This is a genomic window from Pelagerythrobacter marensis (genome assembly GCF_036700095.1).
GTDB lineage: Bacteria > Pseudomonadota > Alphaproteobacteria > Sphingomonadales > Sphingomonadaceae > Pelagerythrobacter > Pelagerythrobacter marensis_A.
Window position 1 is genome coordinate 2,147,260 of sequence record NZ_CP144918.1, and the last position, 15,336, is coordinate 2,162,595.

A 15,336-nucleotide genomic window follows, 5' to 3' on the forward strand; every position below is an offset into this window, starting at 1 on the left:
GCCATGCGGGCGGCAAGGCGCGGGGCAAGAAATCCTGCGAATTGTATCGCCGCCGGTCCGCCCCGGCCTAGCTCCGCCGGCCAGCCTTCGTTAGAGCGGAACGGGAATCGCCAATCGGAGCCGACCCATGAAATTCTTCGCCGACACTGCCGACACCGCCGAGATCGAGGAACTGGCCGCGACCGGCCTGCTCGACGGGGTGACCACCAATCCTTCGCTGATCGCCAAGTCCGGGCGCGACTTCATGGAAGTCACGAAAGAAATCTGCGGCCTGGTCGACGGGCCGGTCAGCGCCGAGGTCGTCGCGCTCGATCACGAAACGATGATGAAAGAGGCCGAAGTCCTGCGCAAGATCGCCGACAATGTCTGCATCAAGGTGCCGCTGACGATCGACGGGCTGAAGACGTGCAAGGCGCTGACCGGCGAGGGCACGATGGTCAACGTCACGCTGTGCTTTTCCGCCAACCAGGCGCTGCTGGCGGCCAAGGCGGGGGCGACGTTCGTGTCGCCTTTCGTCGGTCGGCACGACGACAACGGGTTCGACGGAATGGAACTGATCCGCGATATCCGCCTGATATACGATAACTATTTGTTCGACACGGAAATCCTCGTTGCTTCCGTCCGTCATGCGACCCATGTGCTGGAAAGCGCGCGGATCGGGGCCGATGTGGCGACGATGCCGCCGGCGGTGATTAAGAGCCTGGTCAAGCATGTTCTGACCGACAAGGGCATCGACGGCTTCCTGGCCGACTGGGCGAAGACCGGACAAAAGATCGTATGATGATCTTTTGTCCGAGTCCCCGCGCAGGCGGGGACCTCGCGCCACTGGCGCTCCGCCTGTGGCCTGAGGCCCCTGCCCTCGCGGGGGCACCGAAGGGATAGCAATGGCAGACGAAACGCCCCTCGACCGCTTCAAGCGCGCGCTGACCGGAACGGCGCGGGCGATCGCGCGCGAGCCGGAAGTGGAGGTGGCGTGGAGCGCCGATGCGCCGGCCGCGTCGGGCCTGAATTTCCGCGTCCCGCTGCCCGGGCGGAACCTGCCGCCCGAACAGGCGCGCGAGGCACGCGGGTTCGCCGACAGCTTCGCGCTCCGCCTGCGCCATCACGACAGCGGCCTCCACGCCCGCAACGCTCCGCCGGAACCGGTGGCGCGCGCGTGCTACGACATGGCGGAGCAGGTCCGGTACGAGGCGCTGGGGGCCAATGCCTTCGGCGGGATTCGCGACAATCTGGATGCCGCGGTGGAACTGCGCACCGCGGCCGACCCGATTGCGCGCGCGCAGAGCGAGAACGACGTTCCGCTGCAGACTGCGCTGGGCCTGATCCTGCGCGAGCGGCTGACCGGGGCGCCGATACCCGAACGCGCACGCGCCGGTGTGGACATGGTGCGCGAATTCATCGAGGCGCGAGCCGAGCCGGATTTCGAGGCGCTGGCGTTGTCACTCGATAATCAGGAGGCATTCCAGTCGCTTGCACTCGATATGTTGCGCCATCTCGAACTTGTCCGCCCGGAGGAAAGCGACCGCGGCGACGGTGAAGAGGGCGACGATGAGGACGGCGGCGAACAGGACGAGGACGACAGCGAAGGCGATGACAGCGGCGAGGCGGACCCGCAGTCGACTCAGATCGCCGGCGAGCCGAGCGAGGGCGAAAACGACGGCGAGAGCGAAAGCGAAGCCGAATCGGACGAGGATATGTCCGACGGGGAGGCTTCCGAAGAAGGGGAGGAGGGCATGTTGCCGGTTCGCCCCAACCGGCCCTGGACCGACATTCCCGGCGATTTCGAATACAAGCATTTCACCGACCGCTTCGACGAAGTGATCGAAGCCCCCGAGCTGTGCGATGCGGAGGAGCTGGACCGCCTGCGTAGCTATCTCGACAGCCAGCTCGCCGGATTGCAGTCGGTCGTGACCAAACTCGCCAACCGGCTCCAGCGGCGGCTGATGGCGCAGCAGAACCGCAGCTGGGATTTCGATCAGGAGGAGGGGCTGCTCGATGCCGCGCGGCTGGCGCGCGTGGTCATCAGCCCCGGCCATTCGCTCAGCTACAAGGTCGAACGCGATACCGAGTTCAAGGACACGGTCGTCACCCTGCTGATCGACAATTCGGGCTCGATGCGCGGGCGGCCGATCTCGATAGCCGCGATCAGTGCGGACATTCTCGCGCGCACGCTGGAACGGTGCGGGGTCAAGACCGAAATCCTCGGCTTCACCACCCGCGCGTGGAAGGGCGGGCAGAGCCGCGAGGCCTGGCTCGCCGACGGCAAGCCGCCGCAGCCCGGGCGGCTCAACGACTTGCGCCATATCGTCTACAAGAAGGCCGACGAGCCCTGGCGCCGCGCGCGGCGCAATCTCGGCCTGATGATGCGCGAGGGGTTGCTTAAAGAGAACATCGACGGCGAGGCGCTGTTGTGGGCGCACCAGCGCCTGCTCGGCCGGCCGGAGGATCGGCGTATCCTGATGGTCATTTCGGACGGCGCGCCGGTCGACGATTCGACGCTGAGCGTGAACAGCGCCGGCTATCTCGAAAGCCACCTGCGGCGGGTGATCGACTGGATCGAGAAACAGTCTCCCATCCAGCTTGCCGCGATCGGCATCGGGCACGACGTGACGCGGTATTACAAGCGCTCGGTCACGATCATGGATGTCGAGCAGCTGGGTGGCACCATTATCGAGCAACTTGCGGACTTGTTCGAGGTGGAGTGACTTGGCCGGTCATACTCCGTGTGATAAAGTATGCGGCATGGGCAAGCTTGAACGCATTACCGTGACGATGCCGGAAGAAATGGCCGCGAAGCTTCGTGCAGCGGTCGATTCCGGCAGTTATGCCACCACGAGTGAAGTGGTGCGGGAAGCGCTTCGCGACTGGAGCGATGAACAGGATCGCAGGGAAGCCGCGATCGAGCGCCTCAAGGAGATGGTCGACGAAGCTGAAGCGGGGCCGTCTTATCCTGCCGAACAGGCATTTGCTGACATCCGCCGGTATGTCGCCGAACAAGCAGCCAAGTATCGCTCCGAAGATCGGTGAGAACCGTCGAGATCAAGCAGCGCGCGATGGACGATCTGCGCGAGATTTCGGATTATATCGCTCGTGACGATCCATCGCAGGCGGAAAGCTACATCGCCGAGCTTCTCAAACGAATTGCATGGGTCGGCGACAATCCCCTGCTGTATCGTGTACGGTTGCGCTGGAAACACGATCTGCGGATCGCCCATCATGGCCGGTATCAGATTGTCTATCGTGCAGACGACGTTTCGGTCGTGATCTTGCGAATCGCGCATTCATCGCGCGACCTCAATGCCTTGCTCGAAGAGATCGAATGACCCCCAGCCAAGCCGTCGCCTCCCGCCGTTCCGTGCGCGCCTTTCTCGACAAACCGGTCGAGCGCGAGACGCTTGCCCGCATCCTCGAACAGGCGCAGCGCGCGCCGTCGGGCGGGAACACGCAGCCGTGGCACGGGATCGTGCTGACCGGCGCGCCGATGCGGCGCCTGTTCGATCGGATCGCGCAGGAATTTCCCAAGGGCCGCGCCGCCCATGCGCCCGAATATCACATCTATCCGCCCGAGCTTGACGGTCCCTACGAACAGCGCCGCCGCGGCGTGGGGGAGGACATGTACGGCGCGCTGGACATCGCGCGCGAGGACAAGGCGCAGCGCCTGGCCTGGTTCGCCAACAATTTCCGCGCGTTCGGCGCGCCGGTGCTGATGCTGGTCCACACGCCGCAATACATGGGCCCGCCGCAGTGGTCCGACATCGGCATGTGGCTGCAGACGATCATGCTGCTCCTGCGCGAGGAAGGGCTCGATTCCTGCCCGCAGGAGGCATGGGCGGTCTATTCCCCGCAGATCCGCGAAGTGGTCGCGATCCCGGAGGATCACACGTTCTTCTGCGGCCTGGCGATCGGCTATCGCGATCCCGCTGCGCCGGTGAACAATTTCCCCGTCGCCCGCGCGCCGCTGGACGAGGCGATCCGGTGGGAGGGTTTCGACGCTTGACCGCGGGGCCGCGCGCGCGCCAAGGCTGGCAGCCATGACCGCGACCTCTCTCAAGCTCTTCAACTCGCTCACCCGCCGGCTCGAAACCTTCGAACCGGTCCATCCGGGAGAGGCGCGCGTCTATTCCTGCGGGCCGACGGTCTACAACTATCCGCATATCGGCAATATGCGTGCCTATGTCTTCGCCGATGTCCTGGGGCGCACGCTCGAAGCGCATGGCTATGCGCTCACCCATGTCATCAACATCACCGATGTCGGCCACCTGACCGACGATGCCGACGCGGGCGAGGACAAGCTGGAGAAAGCCGCGGCCGAACGCGCCCAGTCGATCTGGGACATCGCGAAGCACTATACCGAGGCCTATTGGGCCGATGTGAAGGCGCTCAACATCCGCGGCCCGATGAAGGCCGGGACGCCGGCGGCCGAGCACTGGTCGGTCGCGACCGACTATATCGACCGGATGATCGATTTCGCCCGGAGCATTGCGGACAAGCACTGCTACGAACTCGGCAGCGGCCTCTATTTCGATGTCTCCACCGTCGCCGACTACGGCCGGCTCGCCCGCGCGAAGACGGAGGAGGGGGAAGGCCGGATCGAGGCGGTCGCAGGCAAGCGCAACGCGGCCGACTTCGCGATCTGGCGCAAGACCCCGCCGGGCGAGACGCGCCAGATGGAATGGGACAGCCCCTGGGGCCGCGGCGCGCCGGGCTGGCATCTCGAATGCTCGGTCATGGGCGAGGCGCTGCTCGGCCTGCCGTTCGATATCCATACCGGCGGGATCGACCACCGCGAAATCCACCACCCGAACGAGATCGCGCAGAACCAGGCGCGCTGCTGCACCGATGGGCTCGACGACCCGCTGGCGAGCGGCGCGCGGTTCTGGATGCACAACAACTTCCTGGTCGAACGCTCGGGCAAGATGAGCAAGTCGTCGGGCGAATTCCTGCGCCTGCCGCTGCTCGTCGCGAAAGGGTACCACCCGCTCGCCTACCGCCTCATGTGCCTTCAGGCGCATTACCGCAGCGAGCTGGAATTTTCGTGGGACGGGCTGGGCGCCGCCCTGACCCGGCTGAAGCGCATGGCGATTGCGGTCGAGCGGATCGCCGATGCGGACGAGGGCGGCGATCCGAACCACCCGCGGCTCGCGCCGTCGCTGGAACGCTTCGATGCGGCAATGGCCGACGATCTCAACACCCCGCTCGCCCTCACCGCGCTGGAGGAAGTGCTGGCCGTGCGGAAAGTCGATCCCGCAGCCCGCCGCGCGGCGGTCGCCCGGATGGACGCGGTGCTCGGCCTCGACCTGCTTGCCCTCACCCGCGCCGACCTGCGCCTGCGCCCCGACACCGCCGAGCTGGACGAGGACGACGTGGAAGACGCCCTCGAACGCCGCCGCGAAGCCCGCGCCGCGCGCGACTTCGCCCGCTCCGACGCGATCCGCGACGAACTGTCGGCCAAAGGGGTGGAGGTGATGGACGGCGATCCGCTGGGGTGGGACTGGAAACTGTGACTCTTTTCCGTCACCCCGGACTTGATCCGGGGTCCCGCTCCTTCTGCGCAACACCAGACCAGCGGGACCCCGGCTCGGAGGCCGGGGTGACGATATAAATTCAGGAGGTCTCCGAACATGACTGTCGCCGTCCTGTCCGGCCTGATCCGGCCCCTTGTCGAGGGGCAGCTCCCGCCGGAGATCGCGCCGCGCTGGTACACTTCGGTCGAGGAGCTGCACGCGCTCGCGCCCGAGGCGGAGATCGGGTGGTTCGATCTCGACGCCAAGGACCCGATGGTCGAGGCGGTCCGGCGGGCGGAGAAGCTGCGCTGGCTGAACTCGATCTACGCCGGGCTGGATTTCCTGCCGCTCGACCTGCTGCAAGCGCGCGGGGTGACGATTACCAATGGCGCGGGGATCAACGCCATCACGATCGCCGAATATGTCGCGATGGGAATGCTGACGATGGCCAAGGGCTATCGGGACGTGGTGCGTGCGCAGGACCGGCGCGAGTGGCTGACCGATTCGCCGGGCAAGCGCGAGCTGGCGGGCAGCCGGGCGCTGCTGCTGGGCTATGGCGCGATCGGCAAGCTGATCGCGCCGCGGCTGGAAGCGTTCGGGGTGGAGGTTTCGGTCGTGCGCCGCTCGGGCGGCGAAGGGGCGCTCGGCCCCGACGAATGGCGCGCGCGGCTGGGCGAATTCGACTGGGTGATCCTGGCGGTGCCCGCCACGCCCGAAACCGACGCGATGATCGGCGCGGCGGAGCTTGCCGCGATGAAGGAAGACGCGGTGCTGGTGAACATCGCGCGCGGCGCGGTGGTCGATCAGGACGCGCTCGTCGCCGCGCTGAAAGAACGGCGCATCGGCGGGGCTTTCCTGGACGTCACGACGCCCGAGCCGCTGCCGGCCGATCACCCGCTGTGGCGGCTCGACAATGCGCATGTGACGATGCACCTTTCGGGCCGCGCGCAGTCGAAGATGTTCGTCCGTTCGGCCGAGCGCTTCCTCGCCAATTGCCGGCGCTATGTCGCGGGCGAGCCGCTGGAGCCGATCTTCGATCCGGTTCGCGGATACTGACGGGCGCGTTCGCGGACCTTTCGCCCGCCGGCGGGATTGTTGGGGGAGGAGGACGCCATGCCCACGCTCGACAAGACCTATCCGCTCTATCTGAACAACCGGCCGCAGCAGCCGAACACCGATCTCGCCGTGACCGACAAGTACACCGGCGAGGTCGCCTTCCGCACCGCGCTGGCCACGCCCGAGATCATCGACGCGGCGATTGCCGGCGCCGTGCGCGCGGCGCAGCCGATGGCGCGCCTCGCCGCGTTCGAACGGCAGGGCGTGCTGCAGCATTGCGTCGACCGGTTCCGCGAACGCTTCGACGAACTCGCCTATGCCCTGTGCGTCGAGGCGGGCAAGCCGATCCGCGACAGCGAAGGCGAGGTGACGCGCCTGATCGACACCTTCCGCATCGCGGCGGAGGAAGCGGTTCGCAACTATGGCGAGATCATGCCGCTCGACATTTCCGAGCGGGCGCGCGGCTACCAGTCGATGTGGAAGCGCTATCCCATCGGGCCGTGCAGCTTCATTTCGCCGTTCAACTTCCCGCTCAACCTCGCCGCGCACAAGATCGCCCCGGCCATCGCCATCGGCTGCCCTTTCGTGATGAAGCCGGCGAGCAAGACCCCGCTCGGCGCGCTGATCGTGGGCGAAGTGCTGGCCGAATGCGATGTCCTGCCCGAAGGGGCGTTCTCGATCCTTCCCGCGAGCCGCGACGGAGCCGACCTGTTTACCGAGGACGAGCGGCTCAAGCTGCTCAGCTTCACCGGTTCGCCCGCGGTCGGCTGGGCGCTGAAGGCGCGGGCGGGGAAGAAGAAGGTCGTGCTCGAACTCGGCGGCAATGCCGCGGTGATCGTCGATAGCGACGCCGATCTCGACGATGCGCTGGAACGGATCGTCTTCGGCGCCTTCTACCAGTCGGGGCAGAGCTGCATCGGGGTGCAGCGGATCATCGTGCACGAAAGCGTCTATGGCCGGTTCCGCGACATGCTGGTCGACCGGACGAAAACGCTCAAGGCCGGCGATCCCAAGGACCGCGAGACCTTTATCGGCCCGATGATCTCCGAGGGCGAGGCGCGCCGGCTGAAGGGCTGGATCGACGAAGCGGTCGCGGGCGGCGCGCGCCTGCTGTGCGGCGGCGGGCGTAAGGGCAATATGCTGGAGGCGACCCTGCTGGAGGGTGTCGACCGCGATGCCCGCGCTCTGAACGAGGAAGCCTTCGGTCCGCTCGCCATCCTGCAACCCTTCACCGATTTCGACGCCGCGCTCGACGAAGTGAACCGCAGCGAATTCGGCTTGCAGGCGGGCGTCTTCACCCGCGACCTGTTCAAGATGCTCGACGCCTGGGACCGGCTGGAAGTCGGCGGGGTCGTCGTCAACGACGTGCCCAGCACCCGCGTCGACAACATGCCTTACGGCGGGGTCAAGGACTCGGGGCTGGGCCGCGAGGGTATCCGCTTCGCGATCGAGGACATGAGCGAGATCCGCAACCTCGTCATCCGCCGCGGGCGCTGACGGCGGCGGCGGCGCGGCGATCTGGCAGGCGGGAATCCATCCGCGGCGCGCGGGGCGGGGGTAGAAGATAATCATGCGTCCTCCAGCAGCAGAAGCTCGCATTCCAGCGCCAGGCGCGGATGCGGCAGCAGGGTGTGATCGACCCGGGTGACGGTCGCGTCGGCGACGATCTGGCCGGGGATCGCGAATTCGTGTTCGGGCAGCTCGGCGATGAAATGCTCGGCCGCGGCGACGGCCTGCGCGCCGTCGAAATCCAGCTCCAGCGTATGGCGTGCGCCCTCGAACGTGATGCTGGCCCAGGCTTTTTCGGCATGGCGCCGGATCTGCCCCCGCCCGCCGGCAAGCGCGCCCAGCGCGGCGCGCAGGCGATCGGCCGTGGTGCGCCGCACCGTGCGCGGCGGGCGCGGTGGGCGCGGTGGGCGAGGGGGCGTGGATTCATGCAACATGGCCGGTCTCCTCTGCGGCGGCTTCGTATCCGGCCATGAACCCGCGAATGCGCGCTTCCATGGCGCCGCGCGGTTCGCGGCCGTTTCGCAGATCGAGCACGAAACGCGGGTCCTGCGCGGCGAGACGGCCGAATTTGGTCGGCGAAATCTCGTGCGCGCGAAGGAATTTTTCGACGGATCGGATCAGCATGGCTCTCCCCGGCAAGTGGTGGCGACTCGAATCGGATGTTCCCGATTCGTTCTCACCTTCGTTCCAGCTGAAATCCTACTTGTCTAGGAAAAATACATCGTGTAGGCAGGAAAAATGTTGGCAGAGGGATTTTCGGCATGAGCGACGCGCGCCAGCGCCTGCTCGAACTCGCCCGCGACCGCGGGGCGAGCCTGGCCGGGCTGTCCCATCTGATCGGCCGCAACCCCACGTATCTCCAGCAATTCGTGCGCAAGGGCAGCCCGCGCAAGCTGGAGGAACGCGACCGTCGGACGCTGGCGGAATTTTTCGGCGTGGCCGAATCCGAATTGGGTGCGCCGGGGGATAAATCCTACACGCCGGCGCCGACGCGGGGCGAGTGGATCGAGGTGCCGCGCCTCTCGCTCGATGCCTCGGCCGGGGCGGGGGCGCTTGGCGCGCGGGAGATTCCCTTCGACGTCTTCCGTTTCTCGCGCCGCTGGCTGCGCGAGATGGGGCTGGAAGGGGCGGACCTCACCGCGATCCGGGTCGAAGGCGATTCGATGGAGCCGCTGCTGCGTTCGGGCGACGAGATCTTCGTCGACCGCCACAAGCGCGGGGGGGAGGGCATCCACGTCGTCCGCATCGGCGACGCGCTCCACGTCAAGCGGCTCCAGGCCGCGGCGCAGGGCCGGATCAAGCTGGTCAGCGAAAACAGTGCCTATCCGCCGATCGAGCTGGCCCGCGAGGAAGTCGAGGTGATCGGCCGCGTCGTGTGGAAAGGCGGGCGGGTGTAAGCCCACCCCCGGCCCCTCCACCGCTCGCTGTGCGAGCGGTCCCCCTCCCCATCGCAAGACGATGGGGAGGACTGGTCCCGGCCTCGATCGTTCCTCCCCAACGACTTGCGTTGGGGAGGTGGCAGCCGCGCCAGCGGCTGACGGAGGGGCCGGCCGCCGAGCGCCGGGCATCATGAAATCGGGCCGACGCGCCGCTTGCAACCGGCCCTGTTCCCCGCCATCTCCCCCGCCATGACCGATACCGCAACCCAGCGCCCTATGCGCGCCGCGATCATGCCCGTCACGCCCTTGCAGCAGAACTGCTCGCTGATCTGGTGCACGAAAACGATGCGCGGCGCGCTGGTCGATCCGGGCGGCGATCTCGACAAGCTCAAGGCCGGCGTGGCCAAGTCGGGGGTGACGCTGGAAAAGCTGCTGATCACGCACGGTCATCTCGACCATTGCGGGCAGGCGGGCATTCTGGCGGAGGAGCTGGGCCTGCCGATCGAGGGGCCGCACGAGGAAGACCGGTTCTGGATCGCGCGGCTCGATGACGACGGGCGCCAGTGGGGCATGGCGGCGAAGAGCTTCGAGCCCGACCGGTGGCTCGACGACGGCGACACGGTGACCGTGGGCGAGCTGACGCTGGAGGTGATCCACTGCCCCGGCCACACCCCGGGCCACGTCGTGTTCTTTCACCGCCCGAGCAAGTTCGCGATCGTCGGCGACGTGCTGTTCAAGGGATCGATCGGGCGCACCGATTTCCCGCGCGGCAACCACCAGGACCTGCTCGATGCGATCACCGGCAAGCTCTGGCCGCTGGGCGAGGACGTGACGTTCATCCCCGGCCACGGCCCGACGAGCACGTTCGGCCACGAGCGCAAGACCAATGCTTTCGTGAGCGACGCCGCGCTGGCCTGATCGCCCGCCTCCCGAGTCCCGGCGAAGGCGGGGACCTCAGGCCGCTGGCGCTTCGCTCGATAGCCTGAGGCCCCTGCCTTCGCAGGGGATCGGGAAGTTATTTCAGGATTCGCGCCGAGCCGCGAACCGGTCAGAACAGCCGCAGCACCGCGCCCACCGCCACGCCGGCGAGGAAAAGCTGGATGGCCAGCGTCACCAGCACGCCGATCGCGCGCGCGGCCTGGGCCTTGCCCCCGTCCATCCCGAACGCATGGGCGACTCGCGCCAGGATGAACGCAGCGGCGACGTAGGCCAGCCAGACTTCGCCGATCCCGGCGATTTCGAGGCCCGCGATCAGCAGCAGCGTGATCGGCACGTTCTCCGCGAAATTGAGCTGGGCGCGCATCCGGCGCTGCAGCGCCTCGTTGCCGCCGTCGCCGACGCTGATCTTGTAGGTGCGGCGCAGCGCGCCGATCCGCAGGCTGAGCCAGATGTTGAGGATCGCGGCGGCGGCCACCGCGGTCAGAGTCACCGGAAGTATCATTGCATTCCCCCTTGTCGCGTCTTGCGTCGCGGTGCCCGTCTGTTACGGCCCGGGAACCTGGCGGGCAACGGCCAATCCTGCCGGCCCGGCAGGTCGCGCCGCTTGCAACGGGGGAAATATGCGCTATAGGGCGCGCCTTCCCGCCACGGTCGGGTCCATCATCAGGCGCGCGCTTGTGCGTTGCCGGACCTTCGCCTAGAGCGGCCCGCAACACACGGAATTTATTGGAACAGGTGCCGCAATGGCTGTCCCCAAGAGAAAAGTATCGCCCCATCGCCGCGGCAACCGTCGCGCGCACGATTCGCTGAAGGTCGAGGCATTCCACGAATGCTCGAACTGCGGCGAGCTGAAGCGTCCGCACAATCTCTGTCCGCATTGCGGGCACTACAACGGCCGCGAAGTTATCGCCGTCGGCCTCTGACGGCTGGCTGGGGAACGTCATGAGCCTGCCGCGTATCGCCGTTGACGCGATGGGCGGAGACGAGGGCGTGCGCGTCATGATCGAAGGCGCGGCGCTCGCCCGCCGCCGCCACGATCGGTTCAAGTTCCTGCTGGTGGGCGACGAGACGCGGATCAAGGCCGCGCTCGATACCCATCCGGGAATGCGCGGCGCATCCGAAGTCCTGCATTGCGACGATGTCGTGGGCGGCGAGGAGAAGCCGACCCAGGCGCTGCGCCGCGCCCGCACGACATCGATGGGCCTCGCGGTCAACGCGGTGAAGGCGGGCGACGCCGGCGCCGCGGTCAGCGCGGGCAACACCGGCGCGCTGATGGCGATGAGCAAGCTCGCGCTGCGCACCCTGCCGGGGATCGACCGCCCGGCGCTCGCCGCGCTGATGCCGACGCTGGGCGACAACGACGTCATCATGCTCGACCTCGGCGCCAATACCGAGGCGGACGCGCGCAACCTGGTCCAGTTCGCGATCATGGGCGCGGCCTATTCGCGCATCGTCACCGGCCTCGCCGAACCGCGCGTGCGCCTGCTGAACATCGGGACCGAGGAAACCAAGGGCACCGATGCGCTGCGCGTCGCCGCGGCGCAGCTCCAGGCCGCGACCGGCCTCGCGCTCTCGTTCGACGGCTTCGTCGAAAGCGACAAGATCAACCGGGGCGAAGTCGACGTCGTCGTGACCGACGGATTTTCGGGCAATATCGCGCTCAAGGCGATCGAGGGGGCGGCGCGCTTCGTCACCGATCTGCTGCGCAGCGCCTTCACCAGTTCGCTGCGGTCCAAGATCGGCTTCCTCGTCTCGCGCCCGGCGACCGAGCTGCTCAAGCATCACCTCGATCCCAACAATCACAACGGCGCGGTCTTCCTCGGCCTCAACGGCGTGGTGGTGAAAAGCCACGGCAGCGCCAATGCCAACGGCGTTGCCAATGCCGTGGCCGTCGCCGCGCGCCTGCTGGAGGACGATCTGACCCACCGCATCAGCGCCGATCTCGCCGCCCTGGGCGAAGCCCGCCTGCGCACCGGCCAGTCCGCCGGGGAGGCGACATGATCCGCTCGCAGATCAGAGGCAGCGGCTCGGCCCTGCCGCGAACCGCGGTCAGCAACGCGCAACTGGCGGAGCGGGTCGATACCAGCGATCAGTGGATCGTGGAGCGGACCGGCATTCGCCAGCGCTATATCGCGGAAGACGACGAAACGACCGCTTCGCTGGCGGTGGAGGCGTCGCGCAAGGCGCTCGAAGCCGCCGGGATCGCGGCCAAGGATATCGACCTGATCGTGCTGGCGACCGCCACGCCCGACCAGACGTTCCCCGCCACGGCAACGATCGTTCAGCACGAACTCGGCTGCAACGGCGGGATCGCGTTCGATGTCGCGGCGGTCTGTTCCGGGTTTCTCTACGCGCTGGCGACCGCCGATTCGATGCTGCGCACCGGAATGGCGCGGCGGGCGCTGGTGATCGGCTCGGAAACCTTCAGCCGCATTCTCGACTGGAACGACCGCGCGACGTGCGTGCTGTTCGGCGACGGCGCCGGGGCGATCGTGCTGGAGGCGCAGGACGTGGCCGCAGACGGGCCGGGCGTCCTGGCGTGCAAGCTTCACGCCGATGGCGAGCACAACGGGTTGCTCTATGTCGACGGCGGGCCCTCGACCACGCAGACCGTGGGCCACCTGCGGATGCGCGGGCGCGAGGTGTTCCGCCATGCCGTGGTCAACCTGGCCGAAGTGCTGGAGGAGACCCTGGCCGAAGCGGGCTATACCGCGTCCGACATCGACTGGGTCGTGCCTCACCAGGCGAACGCCCGCATCCTCGATGCCACGGCGCGCAAGCTGGGCCTGCCGGCGGAAAAGGTGATCGTGACGGTGGACCGCCACGCCAACACTTCGGCCGCCTCGGTTCCGCTCGCATTCGACGTCGGCGTGCGCGACGGGCGGATCAAGCCGGGCGACCTGGTCATGTTCGAGGCGATGGGCGGCGGGTTTACCTGGGGAGGCAGCCTCGTTAGGCTCTAGCCATAAACGCCGGTCGGCGATTTTCGGTGGTTCGACCGCAACACGTTGCGAAGGTGCGTTATCCTCGTTAGGGCGCAGCAGAGTCCGAAGTCGGGTCGCGATGGAGGAGAATGCCGCATGCGTTCGGTGGGTACGCTGACACGCGCAGATCTGGCCGAAACGATCAATCGCAAGATGGGATTGTCGCGTGCCGAATCGCTCGACCTCGTCGAAGCGATCCTCGCACATATGTGCGAAGCCATGTCCAATGGCGAAAACGTCAAGATTTCGGGGTTCGGCAGCTTCGTGCTACGCGACAAGAAGGAACGAATCGGGCGCAACCCCAAGACGGGGGTGGAAGTGCCGATCACGCCGCGGCGCGTGATCACCTTCCGCGCAAGCCAGCTCCTCAAGGACAGGATCGCGAAAGGCTGAAACGATGGCGGCGGAATTCGACGATGGCAAGGATGCGGGCGCGCTCAGGACCATCGGCGAGGTCGGCCAGGCCCTGGGCATAAAGCCGCATGTCCTGCGCTATTGGGAACAGCAGTTTCCCATGCTCCGCCCGCTCAAGCGCAGCGGCGGGCGCCGCTATTACCGTGCGGAAGACGTCGCGCTGGTCGAACGGATCGACCGCCTGGTCAATCGCGAAGGCTATACCCTGAAAGGCGCGCTGGCGGCGCTGAAAGCGGGCACCGACGATCGCGCGCGACCGGGGCAGGCGCCGGCGGCAGGCGATGGCGGCTCCGCGGCGGAGAACGCCGAGGTGCTCGCCCGGCTCAAGGCCATTCGCGCCGATCTGAGCGCCGCGCTGTCCCGCTGATTGCCGCAGCGGCTTCGCCCCGTGCGGCGGGCCGCCGGCCGCCCGATCAGGCGCGCATATCCTTGGGCGATCCCATCACGACGTAGGATGTGATCGACTGCACTTGCTCGACGGTGCCGAGCGTTTCGGTATGGAACCGCTTGTAGGCCGCCAGGTCCGCCGCCTCCACCCGCAGGAAGTATTCCACCGCCCCGGCGACATTGTGGCATTCCTTCACCTCGGGCGCTTCGGCCATCTTGCGTTCGAAAGCTTCCTGCGCCGCCTTGGTGTGCCGGTTCAGCCCGACCGCAACGATGGCGGTGAACCCGATTCCCAACTGGCGGGGATCGAGCACCGCGCGATAGCCCTTGATCGCGCCCGACTGCTCCAGATCCTGCACCCGGCGCAGACAGGCCGAAGGGGAGAGGCCGACTCGGGCGGCAAGTTCGAGATTGCTGACTCGCCCGTCGCGGGATAGTTCTTGCAATATTTTCCGGTTTATCCGGTCCAGCTTCACCATAAGTTGCAAACGATCTGCGATTATCGCGGTATTCGCAACCCTGTTCGGCCCTGAATCGAATATTCTTGGGCCATGTCCAGCGAACTTGTCGCCGCCCTTGCCGGCTTTGCCTTCGTGGCCTCGATCACGCCCGGCCCGAACAACCTGATGGTCATGGCGTCGGGGGCCAATTTCGGGTTTCGCCGGACGATTCCCCACCTGGCCGGCATTTTGATCGGCTTCATGGTCATGATCTTCCTGGTCGGCATCGGGCTGGCGCGGATTTTCGAGGCGTTCCCCGCTGTCCGGCTGGCACTGGTGGTGGTCAGCTGCGCCTATCTGGGCTGGCTGGCCTGGAAAATCGCCACCGCCGCACCGGCGGAGGAAGGGGAGGGGGTGGGCCAGCCGTTCACGTTCCTCCAGGCCGCGCTGTTCCAGTGGGTCAATCCGAAAGCCTGGATGATGGCGCTGACCGCGGTGACGCTCTACGGCGCGGATGGTTCCACGGCAGCGCTGGCGCTGGTGGCGCTGGTGTTCGGCGCGATCAACGTCCCGTGCGTCGCGGCCTGGGCGGTCGCCGGGCAGCAGGCGGGGCGCTGGCTGTCGAATGCCGGACGCCTGCGGATCTTCAACCGGACAATGGCCATACTGCTGCTGGCATCGCTGGCCCCCGCGATCGCCGGCGAGTTCGGCTAGGTCGGCGCCG

At 67.1% G+C, this 15,336-nt stretch carries 20 protein-coding genes; 16 read left to right on the plus strand and 4 right to left on the minus strand.

All coding sequences use genetic code 11. The annotated features are described in order from the left end of the window. The first annotated feature begins 127 nt into the window (after positions 1–127). The 8 genes from fsa to V5F89_RS10175 all read left to right on the plus strand — a co-directional run bounded on the left by fsa (position 128) and on the right by V5F89_RS10175 (position 8,057). Positions 128–781: a fructose-6-phosphate aldolase gene (gene fsa, locus V5F89_RS10140; RefSeq protein WP_338445531.1), complete on the plus strand. Its 654-nt coding sequence runs from the start codon at positions 128–130 to the stop codon at positions 779–781. 103 nt (positions 782–884) lie between these two features. Further along, entirely contained in the window at positions 885–2,705 is a 1,821-nt protein-coding gene (gene cobT, locus V5F89_RS10145) for a cobaltochelatase subunit CobT (RefSeq protein WP_338445532.1), read from the plus strand. A 37-nt stretch (positions 2,706–2,742) separates the two neighbouring features. Further along, a complete protein-coding gene (locus V5F89_RS10150; RefSeq protein ID WP_338445533.1) occupies positions 2,743–3,027 on the plus strand; it encodes a ribbon-helix-helix domain-containing protein in 285 nt (94 codons plus the stop codon). Beyond that, a complete protein-coding gene (locus V5F89_RS10155; RefSeq protein ID WP_338445534.1) occupies positions 3,024–3,323 on the plus strand; it encodes a type II toxin-antitoxin system RelE/ParE family toxin in 300 nt (99 codons plus the stop codon). The genes V5F89_RS10150 and V5F89_RS10155 overlap by 4 nt, the downstream gene beginning before the upstream one ends. Then, on the plus strand, positions 3,320–3,997 hold the full coding sequence (locus tag V5F89_RS10160; RefSeq protein ID WP_338445535.1) for a nitroreductase: 678 nt from the start codon (positions 3,320–3,322) through the stop codon (positions 3,995–3,997). Before V5F89_RS10155 ends, V5F89_RS10160 begins: the two co-directional genes overlap by 4 nt. Positions 3,998–4,031: 34 nt before the next feature. Beyond that, positions 4,032–5,504 (plus strand): cysteine--tRNA ligase, encoded by a 1,473-nt coding sequence (gene cysS, locus V5F89_RS10165; RefSeq protein ID WP_338445536.1) that lies wholly within the window; start codon positions 4,032–4,034, stop codon positions 5,502–5,504. A 117-nt stretch (positions 5,505–5,621) separates the two neighbouring features. After that, positions 5,622–6,560: a D-2-hydroxyacid dehydrogenase gene (locus tag V5F89_RS10170; RefSeq protein WP_338445537.1), complete on the plus strand. Its 939-nt coding sequence runs from the start codon at positions 5,622–5,624 to the stop codon at positions 6,558–6,560. A 57-nt stretch (positions 6,561–6,617) separates the two neighbouring features. After that, positions 6,618–8,057: an aldehyde dehydrogenase family protein gene (locus V5F89_RS10175; RefSeq protein ID WP_338445538.1), complete on the plus strand. Its 1,440-nt coding sequence runs from the start codon at positions 6,618–6,620 to the stop codon at positions 8,055–8,057. Between the two features lie 71 nt (positions 8,058–8,128). Here the strand turns inward: V5F89_RS10175 and V5F89_RS10180 are convergent, their stop codons facing one another. After that, on the minus strand, positions 8,129–8,503 hold the full coding sequence (locus V5F89_RS10180; protein WP_338445539.1) for a hypothetical protein: 375 nt from the start codon (positions 8,501–8,503) through the stop codon (positions 8,129–8,131). Next, a complete protein-coding gene (locus V5F89_RS10185) occupies positions 8,493–8,693 on the minus strand; it encodes a hypothetical protein (protein WP_338445540.1) in 201 nt (66 codons plus the stop codon). The genes V5F89_RS10180 and V5F89_RS10185 overlap by 11 nt, the downstream gene beginning before the upstream one ends. Positions 8,694–8,830: 137 nt before the next feature. Between V5F89_RS10185 and V5F89_RS10190 the strand changes: the two genes are divergently transcribed. Then, positions 8,831–9,466 carry a S24 family peptidase gene (locus tag V5F89_RS10190; RefSeq protein ID WP_338445541.1) on the plus strand — a complete coding sequence of 212 codons (636 nt, stop codon included), beginning with the start codon at positions 8,831–8,833 and terminating at the stop codon, positions 9,464–9,466. 258 nt (positions 9,467–9,724) lie between these two features. Further along, a complete protein-coding gene (locus tag V5F89_RS10195) occupies positions 9,725–10,366 on the plus strand; it encodes an MBL fold metallo-hydrolase (protein WP_425334383.1) in 642 nt (213 codons plus the stop codon). A gap of 130 nt (positions 10,367–10,496) precedes the next feature. Here the strand turns inward: V5F89_RS10195 and V5F89_RS10200 are convergent, their stop codons facing one another. Next, the gene (locus V5F89_RS10200; protein WP_338445543.1) at positions 10,497–10,889 is read right to left on the minus strand and encodes an MAPEG family protein; all 393 of its coding nucleotides are present in this window, start codon (positions 10,887–10,889) and stop codon (positions 10,497–10,499) included. Positions 10,890–11,130: 241 nt separating this feature from the next. Here V5F89_RS10200 and rpmF point away from each other — a divergent pair, with 241 nt between their 5' ends. From rpmF to V5F89_RS10225, 5 genes are all read left to right on the plus strand, one after another. After that, positions 11,131–11,310 carry a 50S ribosomal protein L32 gene (gene rpmF / locus V5F89_RS10205; RefSeq protein WP_047806539.1) on the plus strand — a complete coding sequence of 60 codons (180 nt, stop codon included), beginning with the start codon at positions 11,131–11,133 and terminating at the stop codon, positions 11,308–11,310. A gap of 19 nt (positions 11,311–11,329) precedes the next feature. Beyond that, on the plus strand, positions 11,330–12,388 hold the full coding sequence (gene plsX, locus V5F89_RS10210) for a phosphate acyltransferase PlsX (RefSeq protein ID WP_338445544.1): 1,059 nt from the start codon (positions 11,330–11,332) through the stop codon (positions 12,386–12,388). Continuing rightward, on the plus strand, positions 12,385–13,350 hold the full coding sequence (locus V5F89_RS10215) for a beta-ketoacyl-ACP synthase III (protein WP_338445545.1): 966 nt from the start codon (positions 12,385–12,387) through the stop codon (positions 13,348–13,350). The genes plsX and V5F89_RS10215 overlap by 4 nt, the downstream gene beginning before the upstream one ends. A 117-nt stretch (positions 13,351–13,467) precedes the next feature. After that, positions 13,468–13,764 carry an integration host factor subunit alpha gene (locus V5F89_RS10220; RefSeq protein ID WP_338445546.1) on the plus strand — a complete coding sequence of 99 codons (297 nt, stop codon included), beginning with the start codon at positions 13,468–13,470 and terminating at the stop codon, positions 13,762–13,764. Between the two features lie 4 nt (positions 13,765–13,768). Further along, the gene (locus V5F89_RS10225) at positions 13,769–14,152 is read left to right on the plus strand and encodes a MerR family transcriptional regulator (protein WP_338445547.1); all 384 of its coding nucleotides are present in this window, start codon (positions 13,769–13,771) and stop codon (positions 14,150–14,152) included. A 46-nt stretch (positions 14,153–14,198) separates the two neighbouring features. Here V5F89_RS10225 and V5F89_RS10230 read toward each other — a convergent pair whose 3' ends face one another. Further along, a complete protein-coding gene (locus V5F89_RS10230) occupies positions 14,199–14,651 on the minus strand; it encodes an Lrp/AsnC family transcriptional regulator (RefSeq protein WP_338447557.1) in 453 nt (150 codons plus the stop codon). Positions 14,652–14,723: 72 nt separating this feature from the next. Between V5F89_RS10230 and V5F89_RS10235 the strand changes: the two genes are divergently transcribed. Further along, entirely contained in the window at positions 14,724–15,326 is a 603-nt protein-coding gene (locus V5F89_RS10235) for a LysE family translocator (protein ID WP_338445548.1), read from the plus strand. Positions 15,327–15,336 lie beyond the last annotated feature (10 nt).